The sequence below is a fragment of the Paracoccus sp. SMMA_5_TC genome (genome assembly GCF_009696685.2).
Lineage (GTDB): Bacteria > Pseudomonadota > Alphaproteobacteria > Rhodobacterales > Rhodobacteraceae > Paracoccus.
Map to the genome: position 1 here is coordinate 1,689,928 of NZ_CP102355.1, position 24,597 is coordinate 1,714,524.

General features: G+C 64.7%; 23 protein-coding genes. 18 read left to right on the forward strand and 5 right to left on the reverse strand.

Annotated elements, in window-relative coordinates:
- Window positions 1-31 precede the first annotated feature (31 nt).
- The gene (locus GB880_RS08735) at window positions 32-526 is read left to right on the forward strand and encodes a DUF2165 family protein (protein WP_154490988.1); all 495 of its coding nucleotides are present in this window, start codon (window positions 32-34) and stop codon (window positions 524-526) included.
- Window positions 527-658: 132 nt separating this feature from the next.
- Here the strand turns inward: GB880_RS08735 and GB880_RS08740 are convergent, their stop codons facing one another.
- Complete coding sequence (locus GB880_RS08740; RefSeq protein WP_154490991.1) at window positions 659-2,476, reverse strand: calcium-binding protein; 1,818 nt, start codon at window positions 2,474-2,476, stop codon at window positions 659-661.
- A 182-nt stretch (window positions 2,477-2,658) separates the two neighbouring features.
- On the opposite strand from GB880_RS08740, the gene aroC reads away from it, so the two are divergent.
- From aroC to phoB, 7 genes are all read left to right on the forward strand, one after another.
- Window positions 2,659-3,762, forward strand: coding sequence for a chorismate synthase (gene aroC, locus GB880_RS08745; protein WP_154490994.1), 1,104 nt, complete (start codon window positions 2,659-2,661; stop codon window positions 3,760-3,762).
- A 128-nt stretch (window positions 3,763-3,890) separates the two neighbouring features.
- Window positions 3,891-4,922: a substrate-binding domain-containing protein gene (locus tag GB880_RS08750; RefSeq protein ID WP_154490997.1), complete on the forward strand. Its 1,032-nt coding sequence runs from the start codon at window positions 3,891-3,893 to the stop codon at window positions 4,920-4,922.
- A gap of 56 nt (window positions 4,923-4,978) precedes the next feature.
- Entirely contained in the window at window positions 4,979-6,169 is a 1,191-nt protein-coding gene (pstC, locus tag GB880_RS08755; protein ID WP_154491000.1) for a phosphate ABC transporter permease subunit PstC, read from the forward strand.
- Window positions 6,166-7,506 (forward strand): phosphate ABC transporter permease PstA, encoded by a 1,341-nt coding sequence (pstA, locus tag GB880_RS08760; RefSeq protein ID WP_154491003.1) that lies wholly within the window; start codon window positions 6,166-6,168, stop codon window positions 7,504-7,506. The genes pstC and pstA overlap by 4 nt, the downstream gene beginning before the upstream one ends.
- 20 nt (window positions 7,507-7,526) lie before the next feature.
- Window positions 7,527-8,324 (forward strand): phosphate ABC transporter ATP-binding protein PstB, encoded by a 798-nt coding sequence (gene pstB, locus GB880_RS08765; RefSeq protein WP_154491006.1) that lies wholly within the window; start codon window positions 7,527-7,529, stop codon window positions 8,322-8,324.
- 17 nt (window positions 8,325-8,341) lie between these two features.
- Window positions 8,342-9,052, forward strand: a complete 711-nt coding sequence (phoU, locus tag GB880_RS08770; RefSeq protein ID WP_154491009.1) for a phosphate signaling complex protein PhoU — start codon at window positions 8,342-8,344, stop codon at window positions 9,050-9,052.
- A gap of 3 nt (window positions 9,053-9,055) precedes the next feature.
- Window positions 9,056-9,745, forward strand: coding sequence for a phosphate regulon transcriptional regulator PhoB (gene phoB / locus GB880_RS08775; protein ID WP_154491012.1), 690 nt, complete (start codon window positions 9,056-9,058; stop codon window positions 9,743-9,745).
- An 85-nt stretch (window positions 9,746-9,830) separates the two neighbouring features.
- On the opposite strand, the gene GB880_RS08780 is transcribed toward phoB, so the two are convergent.
- The 3 genes from GB880_RS08780 to tldD form a co-directional block, all read right to left on the reverse strand.
- The gene (locus tag GB880_RS08780) at window positions 9,831-11,831 is read right to left on the reverse strand and encodes an OmpA family protein (RefSeq protein WP_154491015.1); all 2,001 of its coding nucleotides are present in this window, start codon (window positions 11,829-11,831) and stop codon (window positions 9,831-9,833) included.
- A gap of 91 nt (window positions 11,832-11,922) precedes the next feature.
- Complete coding sequence (gene dprA, locus GB880_RS08785; protein WP_154491017.1) at window positions 11,923-13,089, reverse strand: DNA-processing protein DprA; 1,167 nt, start codon at window positions 13,087-13,089, stop codon at window positions 11,923-11,925.
- Between the two features lie 57 nt (window positions 13,090-13,146).
- Complete coding sequence (gene tldD, locus GB880_RS08790) at window positions 13,147-14,580, reverse strand: metalloprotease TldD (RefSeq protein WP_154491020.1); 1,434 nt, start codon at window positions 14,578-14,580, stop codon at window positions 13,147-13,149.
- Window positions 14,581-14,744: 164 nt separating this feature from the next.
- Here tldD and coxB point away from each other — a divergent pair, with 164 nt between their 5' ends.
- The 10 genes from coxB to GB880_RS08840 all read left to right on the forward strand — a co-directional run bounded on the left by coxB (window position 14,745) and on the right by GB880_RS08840 (window position 23,684).
- Complete coding sequence (gene coxB, locus GB880_RS08795; RefSeq protein WP_154491023.1) at window positions 14,745-15,638, forward strand: cytochrome c oxidase subunit II; 894 nt, start codon at window positions 14,745-14,747, stop codon at window positions 15,636-15,638.
- A 9-nt stretch (window positions 15,639-15,647) separates the two neighbouring features.
- The gene (gene cyoE, locus GB880_RS08800) at window positions 15,648-16,565 is read left to right on the forward strand and encodes a heme o synthase (protein ID WP_263467055.1); all 918 of its coding nucleotides are present in this window, start codon (window positions 15,648-15,650) and stop codon (window positions 16,563-16,565) included.
- 5 nt (window positions 16,566-16,570) lie between these two features.
- A complete protein-coding gene (locus GB880_RS08805; protein ID WP_229774285.1) occupies window positions 16,571-16,837 on the forward strand; it encodes a hypothetical protein in 267 nt (88 codons plus the stop codon).
- The gene (locus tag GB880_RS08810; RefSeq protein ID WP_154491029.1) at window positions 16,834-17,418 is read left to right on the forward strand and encodes a cytochrome c oxidase assembly protein; all 585 of its coding nucleotides are present in this window, start codon (window positions 16,834-16,836) and stop codon (window positions 17,416-17,418) included. Before GB880_RS08805 ends, GB880_RS08810 begins: the two co-directional genes overlap by 4 nt.
- Window positions 17,419-17,452: 34 nt before the next feature.
- Entirely contained in the window at window positions 17,453-18,253 is an 801-nt protein-coding gene (locus GB880_RS08815) for a cytochrome c oxidase subunit 3 (protein ID WP_154491032.1), read from the forward strand.
- A gap of 70 nt (window positions 18,254-18,323) precedes the next feature.
- Window positions 18,324-18,992, forward strand: a complete 669-nt coding sequence (locus GB880_RS08820; protein ID WP_154491035.1) for an SURF1 family protein — start codon at window positions 18,324-18,326, stop codon at window positions 18,990-18,992.
- Window positions 18,993-19,001: 9 nt separating this feature from the next.
- Window positions 19,002-20,390: a threonine synthase gene (gene thrC, locus GB880_RS08825; protein ID WP_154491038.1), complete on the forward strand. Its 1,389-nt coding sequence runs from the start codon at window positions 19,002-19,004 to the stop codon at window positions 20,388-20,390.
- Window positions 20,391-20,443: 53 nt separating this feature from the next.
- Window positions 20,444-21,652, forward strand: a complete 1,209-nt coding sequence (locus tag GB880_RS08830; RefSeq protein ID WP_154491151.1) for a M16 family metallopeptidase — start codon at window positions 20,444-20,446, stop codon at window positions 21,650-21,652.
- Window positions 21,652-22,233: a GNAT family N-acetyltransferase gene (locus tag GB880_RS08835; protein ID WP_154491041.1), complete on the forward strand. Its 582-nt coding sequence runs from the start codon at window positions 21,652-21,654 to the stop codon at window positions 22,231-22,233. Before GB880_RS08830 ends, GB880_RS08835 begins: the two co-directional genes overlap by 1 nt.
- On the forward strand, window positions 22,233-23,684 hold the full coding sequence (locus GB880_RS08840) for an FAD-binding oxidoreductase (protein ID WP_154491044.1): 1,452 nt from the start codon (window positions 22,233-22,235) through the stop codon (window positions 23,682-23,684). Before GB880_RS08835 ends, GB880_RS08840 begins: the two co-directional genes overlap by 1 nt.
- Here the strand turns inward: GB880_RS08840 and GB880_RS08845 are convergent.
- Complete coding sequence (locus GB880_RS08845) at window positions 23,596-24,510, reverse strand: LysR family transcriptional regulator (protein WP_154491047.1); 915 nt, start codon at window positions 24,508-24,510, stop codon at window positions 23,596-23,598. The two genes, GB880_RS08840 and GB880_RS08845, sit on opposite strands and share 89 nt — an antisense overlap.
- Between the last annotated feature and the right edge of the window lie 87 nt (window positions 24,511-24,597).

Genomic DNA, 24,597 nt, shown 5'->3' on the forward strand with positions numbered 1-24,597 from the left:
CCCGTGTTCAGGACAAGGAGAGTTTGCCGCCATGATTATCCGGATTTCCAAGGCATCGATGGTTCTGGCAATCGCGTTCTTCGCATCACTGGTGGTTTTCGGGAATGTCACCGATTACGGATCCAACTTCAACTTTGTCCATCATGTCTTTCTGATGGATACCATTTTCCCGGATGCGACGATCAAGTATCGTGCGATCGAAGCGACTTGGATCCACCATGCCGGATATATCTTCATCATCTCGCTCGAGGCGCTGACGGCGATCTTGTGCTGGATCGGGGGTATCCGGCTGCTTTCGGCGCGCAATCGTCCGGCAAGGGAGTTCAATCGAGCCAAGAACTGGGCGGTTGCCGGTCTGACGGTCGGCTTTCTGACCTGGCAGGTGGGCTTCATGTCGGTGGGCGGCGAGTGGTTCGGCATGTGGATGTCGAAGGAATGGAATGGCGTGCCCGATGCCTTCCGATTCTTCATGACCATTCTGGCGGTGCTGATCTATCTGGTTCTGCCGGATCAGGATGAGGCATGAGTGTGGGCGATCAACATGGAGCCAAATGAAAGGTTCTGTGCATTTTATTGATATCGCAGGGCAAAGGCGCAGGTTCGATGACCTGCGCCCTTGATTTTCAACCTGCTGCCAGGCGCGGGATGTCCCGCGAGCTTACAGCAGGAAGTCGCTTGCGCTGTATTGACTGGCGGTGACGGCGCCGTCGATGATGCGAATGGTCATCTCTGCCGCCGCATCGGCGTCTACATTGGCCATGACCCAGGTTTCCGCACCATTGTTGGTCACCCAGACCCTGCCCGCGCCACCGGCAGTCGTGCCGTTGAACACGAATGCCTGATTGCCCGCAAGCAGCGTATTGGCGTCGATGGCGAGCAGGTCGATGAGATCGCCGACCAATGCGCCGGGGTTGTCAAAGCCCTGGATCGCATCCAGACCCGTCCCGATGCTGGAATCGGTCAGCGAGGTAAAGCGAAACACGTCCGCGCCGCCCCCGCCGATCAGCAGATCGGCATTGGCACCGCCCAGCAGCGTGTCATTGCCCAGACCGCCATCAAGCCTGTCGATCCCCGCACCTCCGCCGAGGTAGTCGTTCCCGGCCGCGCCGACCAGCGTGTCATTGCCTGCCTGACCGAACAGGAAGTCATTGCCGGCGCCGCTGTTCAGCACATTGGCGCCGCTGGTGCCTGTAAGCGTGTCGTTGCCCGATCCGCTGAGGACATTCTCGAAGCTGACAAAGCTTTCTCCGACGAAATTGGTGGCGCCGGTGCCCAGGTTCATGGCGTAATTGCCGTTATAGGTGCGCAGATCCAGCGTGTCCGTGCCAAGTCCGCCGTTCAACGTCTCGTTCACGCCCAGACCGGCGATGACCCAGTCGTTGCCGTCCTCGCCGTAGTAAAGGCCGGCGCCGCTGGACGAAATCCGGTCATTACCGGTGCCACCGTAGACAGTATCGGTGCCGGTGCCCGCGGTCAGGGTGTCATCGCCCGCGCCGCCCGACAACAGGTCGTTGCCGTTACCGCCGCTGATGTTGTCGTTCCCGTCCTGGCCATACAGCGCATCATTCCCGTCCAGCCCGGAAATCACGTCATTGCCCGCGCCCGCCACGATCGTGTTGGCTGCCGCGGTGCCGGTCAGGGTGTCGTTGGCGGATCCTGAAACCAGGTGTTCGAAGTTCACGAAGCTTTCACCGCTGTAGTTCGTGACACCTGTGCCCAGGTTGATCGAATAGTTGCCGTTCCAGCTTGTGGTGTTCAGCCAGTCGATACCGGTCCCGCCATCCAGCGTCTCGCCGCCGCCGACACCGGCATAGACATAGTCATCGCCGTCACCGGCCGAATAATAGCCGTAACCGCTGGACAGCAGCGTGTCGTTGCCCGCGCCGCCATAGACGGTATCGGTCCCGGTGCCGGCGTTCAGGTAGTCGTTTCCATCGCCGCCCGAGATGTAATCGTTACCCGCAAAGCCGTAGATCTGGTCGTTGCCGGCATTGCCATACATGTAATTGGCCGCCGCGGTGCCATAAAGCGTGTCGTTGCCCGCGCCGGAATAGATGTGCTCGAAGTTGACGAAGCTTTCGAAGCTGAAGTTGGTTGCGCCCGTTGCCAGGTTCACCAGGTAGTTGCCGCTGTAGCTTGCGGTGTTCAGCCAATCGACCCCCGCGCCGCCATCCAGCGTCTCGCCGCCGCCGCTGCCGGCATAGACATAGTCGTCGCCGTCGCCTGCCGCGTAGTAACCCCAGCCGCTGGACAACAGCACGTCATTGCCGAATCCGCCATAGACCGTGTCCACGCCGGTGCCGGCGCTGATATAGTCATTGCCGTCGCCGCCGCTGAGATAGTCGTTCCCGGCGGCCCCGTAGATCGTGTCATTGCCGCCCAGACCATAGACGGTGTCATTGCCACTCAATGCGTAAAAGACTTCGCTGGCGGCGGTGCCAACCATGAAGTCGTTGCCATTCGTACCGGTCGGCATCCTCTCCTCCTGTCATGGGTGTTTTGTTTCGCGCGGGTCATCCCCGCTTCTGCACTATGCTCGGCCGGCGTGAAACCGGCGTGAATGGAATCCAGCCAGGGCAAGGCACCTGCGTTCGGGTGCGGGGGCTTGCCCCGGCTGCGGCGCGCCGCTATCGCAGGGGGAAAAGGGGGCCCGGAACCATGAGCTTCAATACCTTCGGTCGCGTTTTCCGCTTTACCACCTGGGGGGAAAGCCATGGTCCGGCATTGGGGGCGACGGTCGATGGCGTGCCTCCGGGGATTGCGGTCGACGAGGCCTATCTGCAAGGGTTTCTGGACCGGCGCAGGCCCGGCACCTCGCGGTTCACCACCCAGCGGCAGGAGCCCGATCAGGTGCGCATCCTGTCGGGCACCTTCGACGGCCGCACCACAGGCACGCCGATCCAGTTGATGATCGAAAACACCGATCAGCGCAGCAAGGATTACGGCGATATCGCCCAGGCATTCCGACCGGGTCATGCCGACATTACCTATCACCAGAAATATGGCATCCGCGACTATCGCGGGGGTGGGCGGTCCTCGGCCCGGGAAACGGCGGCGCGAGTGGCGGCGGGCGGCATCGCCCAGGCGGTGCTGGGCGAGTTGCTGCCTGACCTGCGCATCACCGCCTATATGATCCAGATGGGGGAGCTGCATCTGGACCGGGCGAGATTTGACCCGCAACAGATTGACCAGAACCCGTTTTTCCTGCCCGATGCCAGTGCGGTGCCTGAATGGGAAACCTATCTGGACGGTATCCGCAAGGCGCAGGACAGCGTGGGCGCGGCCATCGAGGTGGTGATTCACGGCTGCCCGCCCGGCCTCGGCGCGCCGATCTATGCCAAGCTGGACACCGATCTGGCGGCGGCGATGATGTCGATCAACGCCGTCAAGGCCGTAGAGATCGGCGAGGGCATGGCGGCGGCTGGGCTGACCGGCACTGCGAATGCCGATGAAATTCGCATGTCGGCCGACGGGCCGCAGTATCTGTCGAACCACGCCGGCGGCATCCTGGGTGGAATTTCGACCGGGCAGGACATTGTCCTGCGCTTTTCGGTCAAGCCAACCAGCTCCATCCTGACCCCACGCCGCACCATCAACCAGCGCGGCGAGGAAATTGACCTGATGACCAGGGGCCGCCACGATCCCTGCGTGGGCATCCGCGCCGTGCCGATCGCCCAGGCCATGGCAGCATGTGTGATTCTGGACCACCTGATGCTGGACCGGGCCCAAACCGGCGGGATCCGCGGAAAAATAGGGATCTGATTTCATCGGCTTGAGCGGCAAGGGCGGATTGTCGCACAACTGTCACAATTGTTTCGCATAAGCGTCGCATTCCGGGCCTAAACAGCGCCCAGGCCGCGAGGGCCCATGTGAAATTCAGGAGTGATCCGATGAAATCCGCCAAACTGACCGTATCGGCCCTGGCCGTTATTGCTGCCTCGGCCACCGTGGCCTCGGCGCGCGACCAGATTCAGGTCGCCGGTTCGTCCACGGTGCTGCCCTATGCCACCATCGTTGCCGAGGCTTTTGGCGAGAATACCGACTTCCCGACCCCGGTCGTCGAATCGGGCGGTTCCTCGGCCGGGCTGAAGAAGTTCTGCGAAGGTGTCGGCACCAACACCATCGACATCGCCAACAGCTCGCGCGCCATCAAGGACAGCGAGAAAGAGGCCTGCAAGGCCGCCGGCGTCACCGACATCATCGAGGTCCGCATCGGCTATGACGGCATCGTCTTTGCCAGCGACATCGCCGGCAATGAATTCGCCTTTACCCCCGCCGACTGGTTCAATGCCCTGGCGGCCGAGGTGGTCAAGGACGGCAAGATCGTCCCGAACCCCTACACCAAGTGGAACGAGATCCGCGCCGAACTGCCCGACCAGGAAATCCTGGCCTTTATCCCCGGCACCAAGCACGGCACCCGTGAAGTGTTCGAGGAAAAGGTGATCGCCGCCGGGTGCAAGGAAACCGGCGCCCAGGAACTGTTCGCGACCGAAAAGGGCGACGAGGACAAGGCCAAGGAGGCTTGCCTTGCGCTGCGCACCGACGGCAAGTCGGTCGACATCGACGGCGATTACACCGAAACCCTGGCCCGCATCCAGTCGGCCAAGAACGGCATCGGCGTGTTCGGCCTGTCGTTTTATGAAAACAACACCGACAAGCTGAAGGTGGCGACCATGGGCGGCGTCACGCCCAGCACCGAAACCATCGCTTCGGGCGAATACCCGGTGTCGCGGCCGCTGTTCTTCTATGTGAAGAAAGCCCATATCGGCCAGGTTCCGGGCCTGAAGGAGTTCGCCGAATTCTTCGTGTCCGATGAAATGGCTGGCCCGGAAGGCCCGCTGGCCGCCTATGGCCTGGTGGCTGATCCCGAACTGGCTGCCACGCAAAAGGCCGTGGCCGACGAGGCGACCATCGCCCAGTGATGCAGATGGCGCGGGCTGACCCCCGCGCCTTTTCCCTTTCCGCAATCGAGGGCACCATGCCAGTCCTGTGGACCCTGCTGATCGTGCTGATTCTGGCGATCGCAGGCTTTTTCGTGACCCGCGCCCGCGCAGTGGTCCTGGCCGACGGCGATACCCGCCGCCTGCATTCCCGCCCCGGCTATTACGGCTGGAACGCGGCGCTGCTGATCGCGGTTCCGGCGTTTCTGGTGATGGCGATCTGGCGCTTTGTCCAGCCTGCCGCCAATGGCACGCTGCTTGCCCTGGTGGCGATCGGGCTGGCGCTGGCGGGAATGGTCTATGCCTATGGCCGCACCGCACCGCAGTATCGCGCCCGCAATGCGGTCGAGACGATGGTGCGCGGGCTTTTGATCCTGTGTTCCTCGATCGCGATCCTGACCACTCTTGGCATCGTGCTGTCGATGCTGTTCGAGACCGGGAATTTCCTCAAGCAGTATCCGCTGCAGGACTTCCTGTTCGGCAGCACCTGGTCGCCGAAATTCGGCGGCGGCTCGCAGCTGGGCATGTTGCCGCTGCTGTGGGGCACGCTTTATATCTCGGCCATTGCGCTGGCGGTCTCGGTGCCGATTGGCCTGTTCGCGGCGATCTACTTGTCGGAATACGCCTCGGGGAGGCTGCGCAGCATTGCCAAGCCGGCGATCGAGGTGCTGGCGGGTATCCCGACCATCGTTTATGGCCTGTTCGCGCTGATTACCGTGGGGCCGTTCCTGCGCGACTATTTCGCCCAGCCGCTGGGCTTGGGCAGTTCCGGGTCGTCGGTGATGACCGCCGGGCTGGTCATGGGCATCATGCTGATCCCCTTTGTCAGCTCGCTCTCTGACGACATCATCAACGCGGTGCCGCAATCGCTGCGCGACGGGGCGCTGGGTCTGGGATCGACGCATTCGGAAACCATTCGCAAGGTGGTGCTGCCGGCGGCGCTGCCCGGTATCGTCGGCGCCGTGCTGCTGGCCGCCTCGCGCGCCATCGGCGAAACCATGATCGTGGTTCTGGGCGCGGGGGCTGCCGCCAAGCTGAGCATGAATCCGTTCGAGGCGATGACCACGATCACCGTGAAGATCGTCAGCCAACTGACCGGAGACACCGATTTCGCCGCCCCCGAAACCCTGGTCGCCTTTGCCTTGGGGCTGACGCTGTTCATCATCACCCTGGGGCTCAATGTCATCGCCCTTTACGTCGTGCGCAAATATCGGGAGCAGTACGAATGACCGATGCCACCCTGAATCCGGCGCCCTCGGGTTCGCTGCTGGTCGCCGATGCGCGCACCCGCCGGCGCAACGCGGCCGAGGCACGCTTTCGCGCCTATGGGCTTGGCGCGATCATCATCTCGATGCTGGCCTTGGTTGTGTTGCTGTTCACCATCGTGACCGGCGGGATCGGCGCCTTTCGCCAGACCTATCTGACATTGCCGGTCACGCTTGATGCCGCGCAACTGGACAAGCAGGGCAACCGCGATCCCGAACAGATCAAGAAGGTGCTGACCCTGACCTATGGCAAGCTGCTCGAGGACGCGCTGCGCCAGACCATCGCCCAGCGCAAAATCGATGTGCCGGACCTGAGCGACAAGGACATCGGCCAGCTGATTTCCAAAGAGGCGGCGGCGCAACTGCGCGCCCAGGTGCTGGACGATCCGCAGCTGATCGGCCAGACCATCGAGGCGCGGGTGCTGGTGAATGGCCGCATCGACGGCTATTACAAGGGCCGCGTCAGCAAGGACAGCGCCGCGCGCGACGGCAACACCTCGCCCGCACAGCTGGAACTGGCCGATGCGCTTAAGGCGCAGGGCCTGCTGGGCACGCATTGGAACTGGGCTTTCCTGACCAGTCCCGATGCCTCGGACCAGCGCCCGGAAGCCGCCGGGGTCGGGGTGGCGATCCTGGGCTCGCTTTACATGATGCTGGTCGTTCTGCTGCTGGCGGTGCCGATCGGTGTGGCCGCGGCCATCTATCTTGAGGAATTCGCGCCCAGGAACCGCCTGACCGATATCATCGAGGTGAATATCTCGAACCTGGCCGCGGTGCCGTCCATCGTGTTCGGCATCCTGGGCCTGGCGGCTTTCATCAACTTTGCGCATCTGCCGCAGTCGGCGCCTATTGTCGGCGGTCTGGTGCTGGTGCTGATGACGCTGCCCACGGTCATCATTTCGACCCGCGCGGCGCTGAAGGCTGTTCCCCCGTCCATTCGCGATGCGGCGCTGGGGGTTGGGGCATCCAGGATGCAGTCGGTGTTCCACCACGTCCTGCCGTTGGCGATGCCGGGCATCCTGACCGGAACCATCATCGGCCTAGCGCAGGCCCTGGGCGAAACCGCGCCGCTGCTGCTGATCGGCATGGTCGCCTTTGTCAAGAACTTCCCCGCCGCGCCGCCGCAGGGCTTGTTCGATCCCGCCTCGGCCTTGCCGGTCCAGGTCTATAACTGGACCCAGCGCGCTGACCCGGCCTTCATCGAACGTGCCTCGGGGGCGATCATCGTGCTGCTGGTCATGCTGATGTGCATGAACCTCTTGGCCATTTTCCTGCGCCGCAAGTTCGAGCGTCGGTGGTAAAACTGCAACGGAGACCCGATATGAACGACATGACCATGCTGGAGCGCGCCGTGCAGCAGACAGAAACCAAGATTTCGGCCCGCAACGTCCAAGTCTATTATGGCGACAAGCACGCCATCAAGGACGTGAACGTGGATATTCTGGACAAGGCGGTCACCGCCTTCATCGGGCCGTCAGGCTGCGGCAAATCCACCTTCCTGCGCTGCCTGAACCGGATGAACGACACCATCGACATCTGCCGCGTCGAAGGGCGGATCGCGCTCGACGGCGAGGATATCTATGACCGCCGCGTCGATCCGGTGCAGCTGCGGGCCAAGGTCGGGATGGTGTTTCAGAAACCGAACCCGTTTCCGAAGTCGATCTACGACAATGTGGCCTATGGGGCGCGCATCCACGGCCTGGCGCGCAATCGCGCCGAACTGGACGAGATTGTCGAGAACGCGCTGCGTGGTGCGGCGCTGTGGAACGAGGTCAAGGACAGGCTGTCCGATCCCGGCACCGGCCTGTCCGGTGGCCAGCAGCAGCGCCTGTGCATCGCCCGGGCGGTGGCTACCCAGCCCGAGGTGCTGCTGATGGATGAGCCCTGCTCGGCGCTGGACCCCATTGCGACCGGCCAGGTCGAGGATCTGATCGACCAGCTGCGCGCCCGCTTTTCGGTGGTCATCGTGACCCATTCGATGCAGCAGGCTGCGCGCGTCAGCCAAAAGACCGCCTTCTTCCACCTGGGCAACCTGGTCGAATACGGCGACACCGAGGACATCTTCACCCGGCCGCAGGATCCGCGCACCGAAAGCTACATTTCGGGCCGTATCGGCTGATCGGCAAAGGATTGCACATGAACAACGAACGCCACATCCTCTCTGCCTTCGACCGTGACCTGGAAAGCGTGCAGGCGCTGGTCGTCAAGATGGGCGGCATGGTCGAAAGCGCCATCCACGATGCCGCCATCGCCCTGGAAACCCGCGACGATGATCTCGCGCAGGATGTCCGCCGCCGCGACAAGGCCATCGACGCGCTGGAAATGCAGATCAACGAAGAGGCCGCGCGCCTGATCGCCCTGCGCGCGCCGCGGGCGACCGACCTGCGCATGGTGCTGTCGGTCATCAAGATATCCGGCATTCTCGAGCGGGTCGGCGATTACGCCAAGAACATCGCCAAGCGCAGCGACGTGCTGGCCGACCTGCCGGTGATCGACGGCGCCGGCATGGCGCTGCGCCGGATGTCGGCAACGGTCGAGACGATGATGAAGGATGCGCTGGACAGCTATATCCAGCGCGACGCCGCCCTGGCCGCGGATGTGCGCAAGCGCGACCTGGAAGTCGACCAGATGTATAACGCGCTGTTTCGCGAGTTCCTGACCCACATGATGGAGGATCCGCGTAATATCACCGCCTGCATGCATCTGCACTTCATCGCCAAGAACATCGAGCGCATGGGCGATCATGCGACCGGAATCGCCGAACAGGTGATATACTTGGCCACGGGCGAGCTGCCCGAGGACAACCGCCCCAAGGGCGAAAGCGTCCCGCGTCTGCAGGGGGCCTGAGCCATGGCGCAATCGCAGCCCTGCGTTCTGGTGGTCGAGGACGAAGGCGCGCAGCGCGAGGTGCTGCGCTACAACCTCGAGGCCGAAGGATTTCAGGTGGTGCTGGCCGAAAACGGTGACGAGGCCATGCTGCTGGTGGCCGAGGAGCAGCCCGATCTGATCGTGCTGGACTGGATGCTGCCGAATGTCTCGGGGATCGAGGTCTGCCGCCGCGTCAAGGCCGATCCCAGCACCCGCCAGATCCCCATCATCATGCTTTCGGCCCGCTCCGAGGAAGTGGACCGTGTGCGCGGCTTGGAAACCGGCGCCGACGATTATGTCGTCAAACCCTATTCGGTGGTCGAACTGATGGCGCGCCTGCGCACTCAGCTGCGCCGCACCCGCCCAGCCTCGATGGGCGAAAGGCTCAGCTTTGGCGACATCATCCTGGATGCGGCCGAACATCGGGTGTTCCGGGCCGGGCGCCCGCTGCATCTGGGGCCGACCGAATTCCGGCTCTTGTCGACGCTGATGGAAAAACCCGGCCGAGTCTGGACGCGCGAACAGCTGCTGGACCGGGTCTGGGGTCGGGACATCTATGTCGACACCCGCACCATCGACGTGCATGTCGGCCGGCTGCGCAAGGCGCTGATGGCCCATGGCGGCGCCAACCCCGTGCGCACGGTGCGCGGGACCGGCTATTCGCTGGGCTAACCCACCCGCCGCCGCATCAAGGATGTCAGATCAAAAAGAAAGCCAGCGCCGGGGCGCTGGCTTTTCTGTCTGGCTGGTTCGTGCGTTACCGCTGCGCCAGCAGGTCGGTGATGCGGCGCACGGCCACCCGACGGTTGGCGCGTTCCGGTCCTTCGGTCGGGACCAGCAGGAACTGTTCGCCATAGCCCTGCACCACCATGTTTTCCGGCGGCACCTGGAAATATTCGGTCAGTGCCAGCGCCACCGATTCCGCGCGCCGGTCCGACAACGCCAGGTTGGCCGCATCCGACCCCACCGCATCGGTGTAACCTTCGATCATGAAGATCTCGCGCGGGTTCTGGTCGATGCTTTCGCGGATCACCTTGCCCAGTGCTGCAAGCTGCTGCGCCTGGTCCGAGGTGATCGCTGCCGATCCGGTTTCAAAGGTGATCTGCGGCACGTTGACCGGCGCAACCAGGGCACGCACCTCGGGGATGTCGCGAATCTGGCCCAGGGTAAAGCGCCGGTCGATCGCCGCCTCGCGCCGCAGGGCTTCGCGCAAGGCCGCTTCGTCCATGCGATCGCGGTTGATCTGCACCTTGGCCGGGGGCGGCAGTTCGGACACGCGAACGGGTTGGGCCTGGGTATCATCGATCAGCACGACCTCGGTGCCATCAGGGCGTTGCAGTGTCCGCCGCAGGATGTTCATGTTCGCGTCGCGGATGGTTACCACCTGACTTCCATCTTCCCGCACAACCGTGGTGCGGGTCGAACCGTCTTGGAAGCTTTCGGTGCGAACGTTCGAGCCGGGGCGATAAAGCAGGGTGTTGTCATCCTTGATCAGCTGCTGGCTGCCATCGGGCAGGGTGACGACCACGCGATCCCCGGTGTTCAATGCGACCTGGCGATTGTCGGACAGCATCTTGCCCACCGCCATGCCGGCCGCGCCGGCAAGCAGCAGCTTCGCCACATCCTTAAGCCGGTCATCCTTGTCGCGCGCTTCGGGCTGAGCCTGACCTTCCTGCAGGCCCTGGGCCACGCTGGTGGCAAAATCCTCGGCCGAACTGCGGGCGTTTTCCTGGGTGATCTGCACCTCGGCGCTGTCGGCGACCTGGTCCTGAGCGGTGGCGGTCAGGGCAGCGGCGCTGGTCTGGGGCAGCTGTTCTGCGGCGCGCTCGGCAACCGCATTGGGGGTGGCCTGTGCCTCGGGCGCGGGTTGCGCCTGCGTCTGGTCGCCCTGTTGCTGAACGCTGTCAGTCGTCTTGGGCGCGTCCTGCTGCAGACGCTGTTCCAGTTCGGCCGCAGTCGGCGCCTGCGGCGCGGCAGGCGCAGGCGGCTGGGGCGCGGCCGGAGCAGGCTTTGGCGCCGGCTTTGTGGCGGTTTCGGGCTCGGCTGCGGTGTCAGCGGCAGAAGCGGGCTTCGGCGCCGGGGATTTATCTTCCAGCGCCTTTTGCAGGGCCTCGGCGTCCGGCAGATCCTCGGTTTGTGCCTTGGGCAAACGAGGTTTGGGCGCGGGTTGCTCTGCGCCAGCAGTATCGGGCACAGGTTGCGCAGCTGGCGCCGGCTCAGCCGGGCTTGCCGCCGGCTTTTCCTGCGGGGCCTCGGCGTTGACCACAGGGGGTTTCGGTGCGGGCTCTTCGGCCTGGGTCACTGGAGGCTTGGGCTCGGGTGCCGGCGCGGCTGTTGCCTCTGGCTGCGCATCAGGGTTGGTTTCGGTAGATTCTGCTGCGGGCTGTTCCGGTGGCGGGGCGGGTTCTGCGGGTTGTGTTTCCGCGGCAGCCGGCGCAGGCTCGGCAGGCTCGGCAGGCTCGGCAGGCTCGGCAGGCTCGGCAGGCTCGGCAGGCTTTGCGGGCTCATCTTCTGTCGGTTCAGCTGCCGGGGGTTCGGCCGGTTCAGCGGCTGTCGTTGGCTGACTTGCCGCATCGGTACCTGATTGGTCCTGAGCGTCGTCCTGCCCCTCGACCGGTGCTTCCTTCTTGGCGCCCGGGGGCAGGATCACTTGCTGTTCCGCTTCCTCCTGCTGCTGGTCCTGGGCGAGCGCCAGATGCGGCGTCAGAAGCGAAACTGAAGCCACGATGGCGGTGGTGGTGTTCAATATACGGCGCATGTCGGTCCTTCTCCGAATGGTCGTGTCATCGCAGCTTAACCGCCTTGCCCGTGGCGGGTTCCCAACAATGCTGTGACCGTTCCGTGACCGTTTACGCCAGACAAAGGGCCAGACGCCCGCCGGGCAACCGTTGCACCCGGCCGGAAAGTTCCAGGTTGAGCAAGGCCGGCGCCAGCGCGGCAGCGGGCACGCCAAGATCGCGGATCAACATGTTTTCTTCGGTCGGAGAGGGGCCCAGACTGGCAAGGATACGCCTTTCCAGATCGGCTGGCCCGCCGCTGTCGCGCGCAGTCATCGAAGAGGCGGCAGCACGCGGGGGTGCCATCGGCGAGGCTGCCCGGGGCGGAGGATGCCCGGGCGGCGTTGCCGTGCCGATCGCTGCCAGCACGTCGGCGGCGTTGCGCACCAACAGCGCGCCATCGCGGATCAACGCATTGCATCCCGCCGCCCGCGCATCCATCGGATGCCCCGGCACCGCCATGACTTCGCGCCCCTGATCCAGCGCGCAGCGTGCGGTGATCAGGCTGCCCGAGCGATGCGCCGCCTCGACCACGACCACCGCCCGTGCAAGTCCCGAAATGATGCGGTTACGGGCGGGAAAGTGTCTGGCGACGGGCTCGGTTCCGGGGGGCTGCTCGGAAATCAGCAAGCCGGTTTCGCATATGCTGGCGGCAAGGCCCGCGTTTTCCGAAGGATAGATCATGTCGATGCCGCCGGCCATCACCGCGACGGTGCCTGTATTCAGAGCAGCCTGATGCGCAATGGTGTCAACGCCCCGCGCCAGGCCGGCGATCACCACGGCACCGGCTTCCGCCAATCCCGCAGCCAGTCCGCGTGCCATGCGCAATCCCAGCGACGAGGCATTGCGGGCGCCAATGACGGCCACTGCCAGCCGGTCCAGCACGCGCAGGTCGCCCCTGACCCACAGAACCGGGGGTGCATCGGCAAGATCGCGCAAAGCCAGCGGATAATCCGGGTCGCCCCAGACCAGCAGCCGGGCGCCCGCGCGACGCCCTGCCTGGATTTCGGCCTGCGCGACCGCGGCGGGGCAGGGCTGATAATCCGCGATTCCGGCTGCACGTGCCAGTTCAGGCAATGCCAGCAGCGCCCGTTCGGCGCAGCCGTGTTCGCCCATCAGCCGATGAAAGGTCGTCGGGCCGACACGGCGCGAACGGATGAGGCGCAGCGTTGCCAACCTGTCGGCAGCCAGCCCGGCTGGTCTGTGGTGGGTATCGATTGCCTTGGGCCATGCTGTCATGGTCGGTCCCTGCCTCATCCGCAGGCGACTCATGGCACAGGATTGGTTAAAAATACGTTAGCGCTCGCCGACGCTGGCCGAGCCGCCGACGGTGAGCCCGCCAATGCGCAGCGTGGGCAGGCCAACCCCAACAGGCACCCATTGTCCCTGCTTGCCGCAATTGCCGATTCCGGGGTCCAGCGCCAGATCGTTGCCGATGGCGGAAACATGCTTCAAGGCCGTCGCGCCGTCGCCGATCAGCGTGGCGCCCCGGATCGGATCGCCAATCTTGCCATTGCGGACCTGATAGGCCTCGGTGCAGGAAAACACGAACTTGCCGTTGGTGATGTCCACCTGTCCGCCCCCAAAGCCGACAGCATAAATCCCTGCGTCCAGCCCCGACAGAATATCGGCAGGATCGTCGCGTCCAGGCAGCATGAAGGTATTGGTCATGCGCGGCATCGGCACATGGGCGTAACCCTGACGCCGGCCGTTGCCGGTGGGCTCGACGCCCATCAGCCGTGCATTCTGGCGATCCTGCATGTAGCCGACAAGAATCCCGTCCTCGATCAGCACGTTGCGCCCTGGGGGCGTGCCCTCGTCATCGACCGAGATCGAGCCGCGGCGCTGGGCCATGGTGCCATCATCGATCACCGTAACCCCCGGTGCTGCAACGCGCTGCCCCATCAGCCCCGCAAAGGCCGAATGCCCCTTGCGGTTGAAATCGCCCTCCAGTCCGTGACCGACGGCCTCGTGCAGCAGGATGCCTGGCCAGCCCGGGCCCAGCACGACATCCATCACCCCTGCCGGTGCCGGAACAGAACGCAGGTTTACCAGCGCGATGCGCAGCGCCTCGCGCACCAGGCCCTGCCAGTGATCGGGCGCAATCAGGCCATCCAGCATGATCCGCCCGCCACCGCCGGCCGTGCCTGATTCGCGCCGGCTGTTCGATTCAACGATCACCGAGACGTTGATGCGCGCCATCGGCCGAATGTCGGTCATCAGCCCCCCTTCGGGACGCAGGATGGCAATCTCCTGAAGCGAGCTGGCCAGGCTGGCCGATACCTGCACGACGCGCGGGTCAAGTTCGCGCGCAAAGGCATCGATTTCGCGCAGAAGCTTGACGCGGGCGGCAAAACTGATGCCTGCTGCGGGATCCTGCGCCGCATAGAGAGGCGTTGACGAGCCCGAAGGCGGCAAGGCCAGCTGCCCGCCACCGTCGCCCACTGCCAGACGCGCTGTTTCCGCCGCCCTGCGCAAGGCGGCGCGGCTGATCTCGGTCGAATGGGCATAGCCGGTGACCTCGCCCCGGACGGCGCGAAGACCGAATCCCTGCTGCGCGTCGTAGCTGGCGTTGCGCAGCCGGCCATCGTCGAAAACCAGCACCTCGCCGCGCGCGCGCTCCAGGAACAGCTCGCCGTCGTCGGCACCGGCCAGAGCCGTGCGCAGGATGCGCAGGGAATCGTCAAGATCCAGGTGGGTGTCAAAGGGCGAAAAAGCAGCGTCAGTCATGCGAGCGGTCCTTGCCTGAAAGCATCGCCTATGGGTTTTTTGGCAGGAAGTCGATAGCTATGGCTTGCCCGTGGCGGTAAGATATGGTTCTGAAACACCACCGATGCCGGCCAGGCTGCAAGACCATGGCCTGCCGGCGGCACAGTAGGTAACGGGATGGGAAGATGGCAATTGCGCAGATGCGCCGCGCGCTGGCGGCGGTAACTGGTCTTGGACTGGCAACGATGACCGCCTTGCCTGCCATGGCGCAGGACGTGCTGGGCGACCTGCCGGTGATCGGCAAGCCGCATAACGGCGGCATGGGCTTTCAGCCGGCTGCGACCTCGCTTGCGCATGAACAGCAATGGCTGGACCATTTTGTCCTGTATATCATCACGGCGGTGACGATCTTTGTCTGCCTGCTGCTGCTGATCTGTATCGTTCGCTACAATCGTCGTGCAAACCCGGTCCCGGCGCGGTTCACCCACAACACCCCGATCGAGGTGATCTGGACGCTTGTTCCGGTGCTGATTCTGGTGGCGATCGGTGTTTTCTCGCTGCCGGCGCTGTTCCGCAGTCAGGAAATGCCCAACGATCCTGATCTGGTCATCAAGGCCATCGGTCATCAGTGGTACTGGTCCTATGAATATCCCAATGACGGTGTCGCCTTCGACGCGCTGATGCTGGAGAAGGATGCGCTGGCAGATGCCGGTTACACCGAGGACGAGTATCTGCTGGCGACCGACAACCCGGTCGTGGTGCCCGTGGGCAAGAAGGTTCTGGTTCAGGTGACCGCGACCGACGTCATCCATTCCTGGACCGTTCCCGCCTTTGCGGTAAAGCAGGACGCCGTTCCTGGCCGGATCGCACAGCTGTGGTTCGAGGTCGACAAGGAAGGGGTCTATTTCGGCCAGTGCTCCGAGCTTTGCGGCATCAACCACGCCTACATGCCCATCGTGGTCAAGGCTGTCAGCCAGGACAAGTATGACGCCTGGCTTGCGGGGGCGAAGGAAGAATTCGCCGCCGACGCCTCGGACTACCTGCCCGCCCAGCCGGTAAAGCTGGCGCTGGCGGAATAAGGACGGCTCGTGGCCCAGATCAACGCATATGAGGGGCCCGCCGAGGCGGGCTTCGGCGATTACGTCGCCCTGCTGAAGCCGCGGGTGATGTCGCTGGTGGTGTTCACGGCCTTTGTCGGCCTGTGGATCGCGCCGCAGCCGGTGAACCCCTTTGTCGCCTTTTGCGCGGTGCTGTTCATCGCCCTGGGCGGCGGCGCCTCGGGCGCGCTGAACATGTGGTATGATGCCGACATCGATGCGGTGATGCGCCGCACCTCGGCGCGGCCGGTGCCGGCGGGCCGGGTCACCGCGGGCGAGGCCCTGGGCCTTGGCATCGGGCTGTCGGTCCTGTCGGTGATGATGCTGGGTCTGGCGGCGAACTGGTTCGCGGCAGGCTTCCTGGCTTTCACCATCTTCTTCTACGCAGTGGTCTATACCATCTGGCTGAAACGCTCGACGCCGCAGAACATCGTCATCGGCGGTGCTGCCGGGGCGTTCCCGCCCATGATCGGCTGGGCCTGCGCCACCGGCGGCATCAGCTTGGAATCGCTGCTGATGTTCGCGCTGATCTTCTTCTGGACGCCTCCGCATTTCTGGGCGCTGGCGCTGTTCATGAAGGACGACTATTCCAAGGCCGGCGTGCCGATGCTGACGGTCACGCATGGCCGCAGGGTGACGCGCCGCCACATCTTTGCCTATACGCTTGTTCTCGCGCCTTTCGCGCTGTGGCTGGGTTTTACCTCTGTCGGCGGACCTCTGTATCTGGCGGTGTCGATGGTGCTGAACATCCTGTTCATCGCGGGCGGCTGGCGAATCCTGCGCCGGACCGAAGAGATGGCCCAGGCCGATGGCTACAAGGTTGAAAAGGCTTACTTCCGGCTGTCGCTCTATTACACCTTCCTGCACTTCCTGGCGCTGCTGGTCCAGCATTGGGTGGGGTCGTGGTGATGCCCATGCCGGTCGAACACGAATTGCACAAGCGCCGGCGCAGCCGCAACCTCGGGCTGCTTGCCGTCCTGCTGGCCTTTGTCGCGCTGGTGTTCGGGCTTTCCGTGGTCAAGATCACCCAGGGCGACCTGATGCAGGGCTATGACCATCGCCCGCGGGCGTCGATGCTGCCGGTCGATCCCGACGCTCCGCCGCGCGATGGACGCGCTGGTCCCGTTGCCGCGCCGGGGACGCCTGCCGCCGCGCAAGAGCATGAGGAGTCCGGCCAATGACTGCCAAACCCCGTTCCAACGCGCACACCGTGGCCATGCTGGCGGGGGTGGTGCTGGTCATGGGCGCATTGTCCTGGGCGGCGGTGCCATTCTATTCCTGGTTCTGCCGCGTGACCGGCTTTGCCGGCACCACCAACGTCGCCACGGCCGCCCCCGATACAGTCCTGGAAGAAACCGTCACCGTGCGCTTCGACGCCAATGTCGATCCGAACCTGGACTGGACCTTCCGACCCCTTCAGCGCGAGATGAAGCTGCGGATCGGTGAAAACGCCATCGGCTTCTACGAGGCGGTGAACAACAGCGATCAGCCCCTTACCGGCACGGCAAGCTACAACGTCGCGCCCGATGCCGCGGGCTATTTCTTCAACAAGATCGAATGTTTCTGTTTCACCGAGCAGACTCTTGCCCCAGGCGAGCGGGTCGAGATGCCGGTCAGCTTCTTTGTCGATCCCGAACTGGTCAAGGATCGCGATGCGGGTCGCATCCGCGACATCACCTTGTCCTATACCTTCCATCGGACCGATCCGCCGGCGCCGAAACAGGCGGCGCTGGACGCGGCAGCCGCACCGACCGTAAACTGAGCAACAAGAACCAGCAACAGCCGGGAACCCAGCCATGGCCCATGTAAAAAATCACGATTACCAGATCCTGCCACCATCCATCTGGCCTTTCCTGGGCGCCATCGGCGCCTTTGTGATGCTGTTCGGCGCCGTGCTGTGGATGAAGGACAGCGGCCCTTGGCTGTTCCTGATCGGCCTTGCGGGGGTGCTGTATGTGATGTTCGGCTGGTGGGCGGATGTCGTGAAAGAGGGCGAGACCGGCGAGCATACCCCCGTCGTCCGTATCGGCCTGCAATACGGCTTCATCCTGTTCATCATGTCCGAGGTGATGTTCTTTGTCGCCTGGTTCTGGGCCTTCATCAAGAACGCCCTCTATCCGATGGGGCCGGACAGCCCGATCAAGGATGGCGTCTGGCCGCCCGAGGGTATCGTTACCTTCGACCCGTGGCACCTGCCGCTGATCAACACGCTGATCCTGCTGCTCTCGGGCGTCGCCGTGACCTGGGCACACCATGCCTTCGTGCACGAAGGCGACCGCAAGACCACCATCAACGGGCTGATCGTGGCGGTGATCCTGGGCCTGTGCTTCACCGCGCTGCAAGCCTATGAATACAGCCATGCCGCCTTCGGTCTGGCCGATACGGTCTATGCGGGCACCTTCTACATGGCGACAGGTTTTCATGGCGCCCATGTGATCATCGGCACCATCTTCCTGTTCGTCTGCCTGATCCGGTTGTTGAAGGGCCAGATGACGCAGGAACAGCATGTCGGCTTCGAGGCTGCGGCATGGTATTGGCACTTCGTCGATGTCGTGTGGCTGTTCCTCTTTGTCGTGGTCTATATCTGGGGCCGCTAGGCGCGGCGCAAACGAATGACGGCGCGGCGGCATCCCATGGCCCCGCGCCGTCTGCATTCCAAGGGTGGTCATGCGCCGATACCTGTTTCCGTTGATCCTGGGGGTTGTGGGCTGCGCGATCCTGGTGGGATTGGGCCTGTGGCAGTTGCAGCGGCTTGAATGGAAGCAGGCCTTGCTGGACGACATCCAGCAGCGTATCGACGGCCCGCCCGTGGCGCTGCCCCGGACTGTTACGCCGGACATGAAATATCTGCCGGTTGCAGTCTCCGGGGCCACGACCGGAGAGGAAATCGATGTGCTGTCCGGCACCCGCGAAGGTGCAGGCTATCAGGTCATCACCGGGCTGGTCACCGATGACGGTCGGCGGATTCTGGTCGATCTGGGTTTTGTGGACCAGGATCACAAGCGTGAACCGCGGCCCCCTGTGCATCTCGAAATTGTCGGCAACCTGCACTGGCCGGACGAGGCAGGGGGCGCGACCCCTGCGCCGAACCTTGAGCGCAATATCTGGTTTGCGCGAGACGTGCCGGCGATGGCGCGGCATCTGGACACCGAGCCGGTGCTGGTCGTCGCCGCCAGGGTAACGGGCGACAGCCACGGCGTGGTGCCGCGTCCCATCGGCATCGAGGGCATCCCGAACAATCATCTCAGCTATGCGGTTCAGTGGTTCCTGATCGCGCTGGCTTGGGCGGGGATGACAGTGGGTCTGATCTGGCGTATCAGGCAACGCAGATTCTAGGGGGACGCGATGCGTTACGTTTCGACCCGGGGGCGGGCCCCGGTCTTGGGCTTCGAGCAGGCGATGATGACCGGGCTGGCGCGCGATGGCGGGCTTTATCTGCCCGAAACCTTGCCACGGTTCACCGTTTCCGACATCGCGCGCCTGGATGGCCTGCCCTATGAAGAGGTGGCGCTGCGGGTGATCCAGCCCTTTGTCGGCGACAGCTTTTCCGAGGCCGAACTGGCCGGCGCCATCCAGCGCGCCTATGCGGGTTTTGACCATGTGGCGCGGGCGCCGCTGCGGCAGCTGGCACCGGGTCAGCACCTGCTGGAACTGTTCCACGGGCCCACGCTGGCCTTCAAGGATTTCGCCATGCAGCTGATCGGCCAGCTGTTCCAGCTGGCGCTGGCGCGCTCGGGGCAGCGGGTGACCATTCTGGGCGCGACGTCGGGCGACACCGGCTCGGCGGCGATCGAGGCGTTTCGCGGGCTCGACAATGTCGATGTGTTCATCATGTATCCGCATGATCGGGTCAGCGAGGTGCAGCGTCGCCAGATGACGACGCCCGCCGACAGCAATGTGCACGCCCTGGCCGTGGACGGCACCTTTGACGATTGCCAGGCGCGGCTGAAGGATCTGTTCAACGATCATGACTTCCGCGATCGCGTGGGTCTGGCCGGGGTCAATTCCATCAACTGGGCCCGGGTTCTGGCGCAGATCGTCTATTACTTCAGCGCCGCGGCCACGCTGGGCGCACCCCTGCGTCCGGTGGACTTCAGCGTGCCGACCGGAAATTTCGGCGATGTTCTGGCCGGGGCATTGGCGCGCAGCATGGGCCTGCCGGTCGGCAAGCTGTGGGTGGCGACGAACCACAACGACATTCTCTATCACGCCCTGACCGAAGGCGAATACCGGATCGGTGCGGTGCGTCCCTCGATCAGCCCGTCGATGGACATTCAGGTCAGTTCCAATTTCGAGCGTGCGATCTGGCTGGCTTGCGGCAAGGACGGCGACGAGGTCACGCGCCTGATGGAGGAGCTGAAAACCGGCGGCTTTTCCATCCGCGCCGGCATCCTGCACGGTCTGATGGCGACCTATTGCCCGGGCCGCGCCTCGGAACAGGAAACGCTGGACACCATCGCCACCGTGTTCCGTGAAACCGGCACGGTGATCTGCCCCCATAGCGCCGTCGGGGTGAAGGTCGCGCGCGAACAGAAGCGCCCCGAGGTGCCGATGGTCACGCTGGCGACCGCGCATCCGGCCAAATTCCCCGATGCCGTCGAACGGGCCATTGGCCAGCGGCCGGCGCTGCCGGCGCATATGGCCGATCTGTTCGACCGGCCCGAGCGGATCACCCGCATCGACAACGATGCCGATGCCATCCGCGCCCTGATCCTGGAACGGAGGACGGCGTGAGCCAGACCCGCATCGCTACCTTGCCCAACGGGCTGCGGGTCGTGACCCGCGACATGCCCGGCCTGCATTCGGCCGCCATCGGCATCTGGGTCAACGCCGGCTGCCGGGACGAACGCGCCGAACAGAACGGCATCGCGCATTTCCTGGAACACATGGCGTTCAAGGGCACCGCAAGCCGCAGCGCGCTCGAGATCGTCGAGGCGATCGAGAATGTCGGCGGCTACATCAACGCCTATACCTCGCGCGATGTCACCAGCTATTACGCGCGGGTGCTGGCGGGGGATGTATCGCTGGCGCTGGACGTGATTTCCGACATCGTGCTGAACCCGATCTTCGAGCCGCGCGAGATCGAGGTCGAGCGCGGGGTGATCCTGCAGGAAATCGGCCAGTCGCTGGACACGCCCGATGATGTGATCTTCGACTGGCTGCAAGAGGCGGCCTATCCCGACCAGCCCATGGGCCGCACCATCCTGGGGCCGGCCGAACGGGTCAGCCATTTCGGGCGCGAGGATCTTGCCGGGTTCATCGGCGAACATTACGGCCCGGAACGGATGATCGTGGCGGCGGCCGGCGCCGTCGATCACGACCGGATCCTGCGCCAGGTCGAGGCGATCTTTGGCCATCTGGCGGCGCGTCCGCGCACCACGCGCGAGCCTGCCCGCTGGCAGGGGGCCGAGGCGCGCCACATCAAGGGCCTGGAACAGGCCCATTTCGCCCTGGCATTCGAGGGGCCTGGGTATCAAGCCCCCGACTTCTACGCCGCGCAGATCATGACCTCGGCGCTTGGCGGCGGCATGTCGTCGCGCCTGTTCCAGAAGCTGCGCGAGGAAAAGGGCCTGTGCTATTCGATATTCGCGCAATCGGGTTTTCACGATGATACCGGCATGATCACCATCTATGCCGGCACCTCGGGCGAGCAGATCGCCGATCTGGCGCATCTGACGATCGATGAAATCAAGCGTTCGGCCGAGGACATGACCGAGGCCGAGGTGGCGCGCGCCCGCGCCCAGCTGAAGGCGGGTTTGCTGATGGGGCTGGAAAGCCCGACCGGCCAGGCCGAGCGCATGGCGCGGTCGTTGGCGATCTGGGGGCGCGTGCCCGATCCGACCGAAGTGGCCGAGCGTATCGACGCGGTGACGGTTGCCGACATTCGCAACCATGCGCAATCGCTGATCGCACGGGCCCGTCCGGCGCTGGCGCTATACGGGCCGGTGGCGGGCGCCCCAAGCCGCGAGGCACTGTCCGAAAGGCTTGCCGCCTGATGTTCGGCCGGCGCCGTCCGCTGCTTCTCGAGACAGAGCGGATGGTGCTGCGCCTGCCTGCGCACGCCGATTTCGCGCAATGGGTGGCGCTGCGCGTGGAAAGCCGCGAGTTCCTGACCCCTTGGGAACCCGTCTGGGCCGCTGACCACCTGTCGCGGCGCAGCTTTACCAATCGTGTCTATTGGGCGCAGCGCGCGCGCCGGAATGCCACCGCGCTGCCGCTGTTTCTGATGCGGCGCGACGGTGTGCTGCTAGGCGCGATCACCCTGGACAACATCCGGCGCGGCCCGGCGCAATCGGCCACCATCGGCTACTGGATCGGGCGTCCGCATGCGCGCCAGGGATACATGCGCGAAGCCATTGCCGCGTTGGTCCAGCATGCGTTCGGTCCGCTGGACCTCAGCCGGATCGAGGCGGCCTGCCTGCCCGAGAACACCCCTTCGCGGGGGGTGCTGGAAAAGTCCGGGTTCAAGTATGAGGGCGTCGCGCAAAGCTATCTTCAGATCAACGGCCGCTGGCGCAACCATGTGCTTTACGCCAACCTGCGCAATGACCGCCGCGGCAAGACCGAGGTGCGGTGATGCTCAATCCTGCCGATGAATCCCTGGCCGCGCGGCTGCCTGCGGGGGTGCTGCGTCCCGTGACCCCCGCCTATGTCGAAGAGCCGCGCGGCCGCTATCACGGTCAAGCCGGTCTGGTCGCCGCCCCGCGCAGCACCGCCGAGGTGGCCCAGATCGTGCGCGCCTGTGCCGCTGCGCGGGTGGGCATCATCGCCCGCGGCGGCGGCACCGGGCTGGTGGGCGGTCAGGTGATGACCCACGGCCCCGCGCCCCTGCTGCTGTCGCTCGAGCGGATGACCGCCCTGCGCGGCCTGTGGCCCGAGGAAAACGTGATGATCGTCGAGGCCGGCATGACCCTGCAGTCGGCGCGCGATGCGGCACAGCAGGCGGGGCGGCTGTTTCCGCTGTCGCTGGCGTCGCAGGGCACCGCGACCATTGGCGGCAATCTGGCCACCAATGCCGGCGGGGTCACGGCGCTGCGCTATGGCACCGCGCGCGCACTGTGCCTGGGGATCGAGGCGGTGCTGCCCGACGGTTCGATCGTTCAGGACCTGAAACGGTTGCGCAAGGACAACACCGGCTATGACATTCGTGATCTGCTGATCGGGGCCGAGGGCAGCCTGGGCATCATCACCGCCGCCAGTCTGAAGCTGGTGTTGCCGCCGCCGAATGTCGGGGTGGCGCTGTTGCAGGTGCCCGACCCGGCGGGGGCCCTGCGCCTGCTGGCCCTGGCCGAGGGGCGTATGGCCGGCTGTGTCACCGCTTTCGAGCTGATCGGCGGCCAGGGTCTGGCCTTTCTGGCCGAGGTTCTGCCCGAAATCCGTCAGCCCTTGCCCGGGGTGCCGTGGTCGGTGCTGATCGAGGTCGGCCTGCCGCAGGGGCTTGCGCCGCAGGCCGCGCTGGAAGGCCTGCTGGACGAGGCCATGCAGCGCGATCTGGTCGTGGATGGGGTCATCGCGCAATCGGGTCAGCAGGCCCAGGATTTCTGGAACCTGCGCGAGCACATCCCCGAGGCGAACCGTCGCATCGGTGCCATCGCCAGCCATGACATCAGCCTGCCGTTGTCGGAAATCCCGGGCTTTATCGCCGATGCCGACCGCGTGCTGGCGGGCGCAGGGGTGCGGATCAACTGCTTTGGCCATCTGGGCGATGGCAACCTGCATTTCAACCTGTTCCCGGCGCCCGGGCGCGGCCGGGCCGAATACGACGGCCAGCGCGCGGCACTGTCGCAGCAGGTGCATCAGATGGTGGTGGATCGGGGCGGGTCATTTTCGGCCGAACACGGCATTGGTCGGCTGAAGGTGGCCGATCTGGAACGCTGGGCCGATCCGGCGCGGCTGGCGGTCATGCGCGCGTTGAAATCGACGCTGGACCCGCAAGGCATCATGAATCCCGGAGCGGTGCTTTCGCCAGCTGTGGCGCCAGGGCCTGGCGCAGGTGATCCAGATAAGCCGTCACCCGCGGCGGGATGAACGCCTGCGGCAGATACAGCGCCTGAATGTCCAGCTGCGGGCCGGGGAATTGTGCCAGCACCCGGATCAGCCGACCCTGGGCCACGTCCTGCGCCACCATGAAGCGGGGGATGATCGCCACCCCCTTGCCGTGCAGCGCCAGTTGCCGCAGCGCCGCCGCGCTGTTCACGGTGATCTGGCCGGGCAGGGGCACGCTGACCTGCTGGCCGTCGATGACAAAGCTGGCACGGGTGGCCACGGCGGCATTGCTGTCGCGGATGTTGCGATGCGCGCGCAGATCGTCGGGATGTTGCGGCACCGGCGCCCGGGCCAGATAGTCGGGGCTGGCGACCACCCAGGTTTCGGTGCTGCCGATGCGCCGCCCGATCAGGCTGGAATCGGCCAGCACGCCGATGCGCAGGGCCAGATCGAAGCCCTCGGCGGCCAGATCGACATAGCGGTCGCTCAGGTTCAGGTCCAGGCTGACGCCGGGATGGCGGTCGACGAAATCCTGGGTCAGGGTGACGGCAAACATTTCGCCAAAGCTGACAGGGGCGGTGATGCGCAACCGGCCCGCAAGCGCGCCGCGATCGGCATGGGTCTGGGCGTGCAGCTCCTCGACCGCGGCCAGAACCCGGCGGGCGGCGGCGGTAAAGCGCTCGCCCGCCGGTGTCAGCGACAGCGACCGGGTAGTGCGATTGAGCAGGGTAATCCCCTGCTGGCGTTCCACCGCGGCGACATATTTGCTGACCAGCTTGTTCGAGATGCCCAACCGCTCACCCGCGCGGGTGAACGACCCCGCGTCCACCACCGCGACAAAGGCGCGCAACCCGTCGATGCGATCCATTTGATACCCGTAGTGGCGACAATATTTCCATGAATATGCCCATTATGGCGACAATGACCAAGCGCTATCTTGGCCTTATCGCAATTC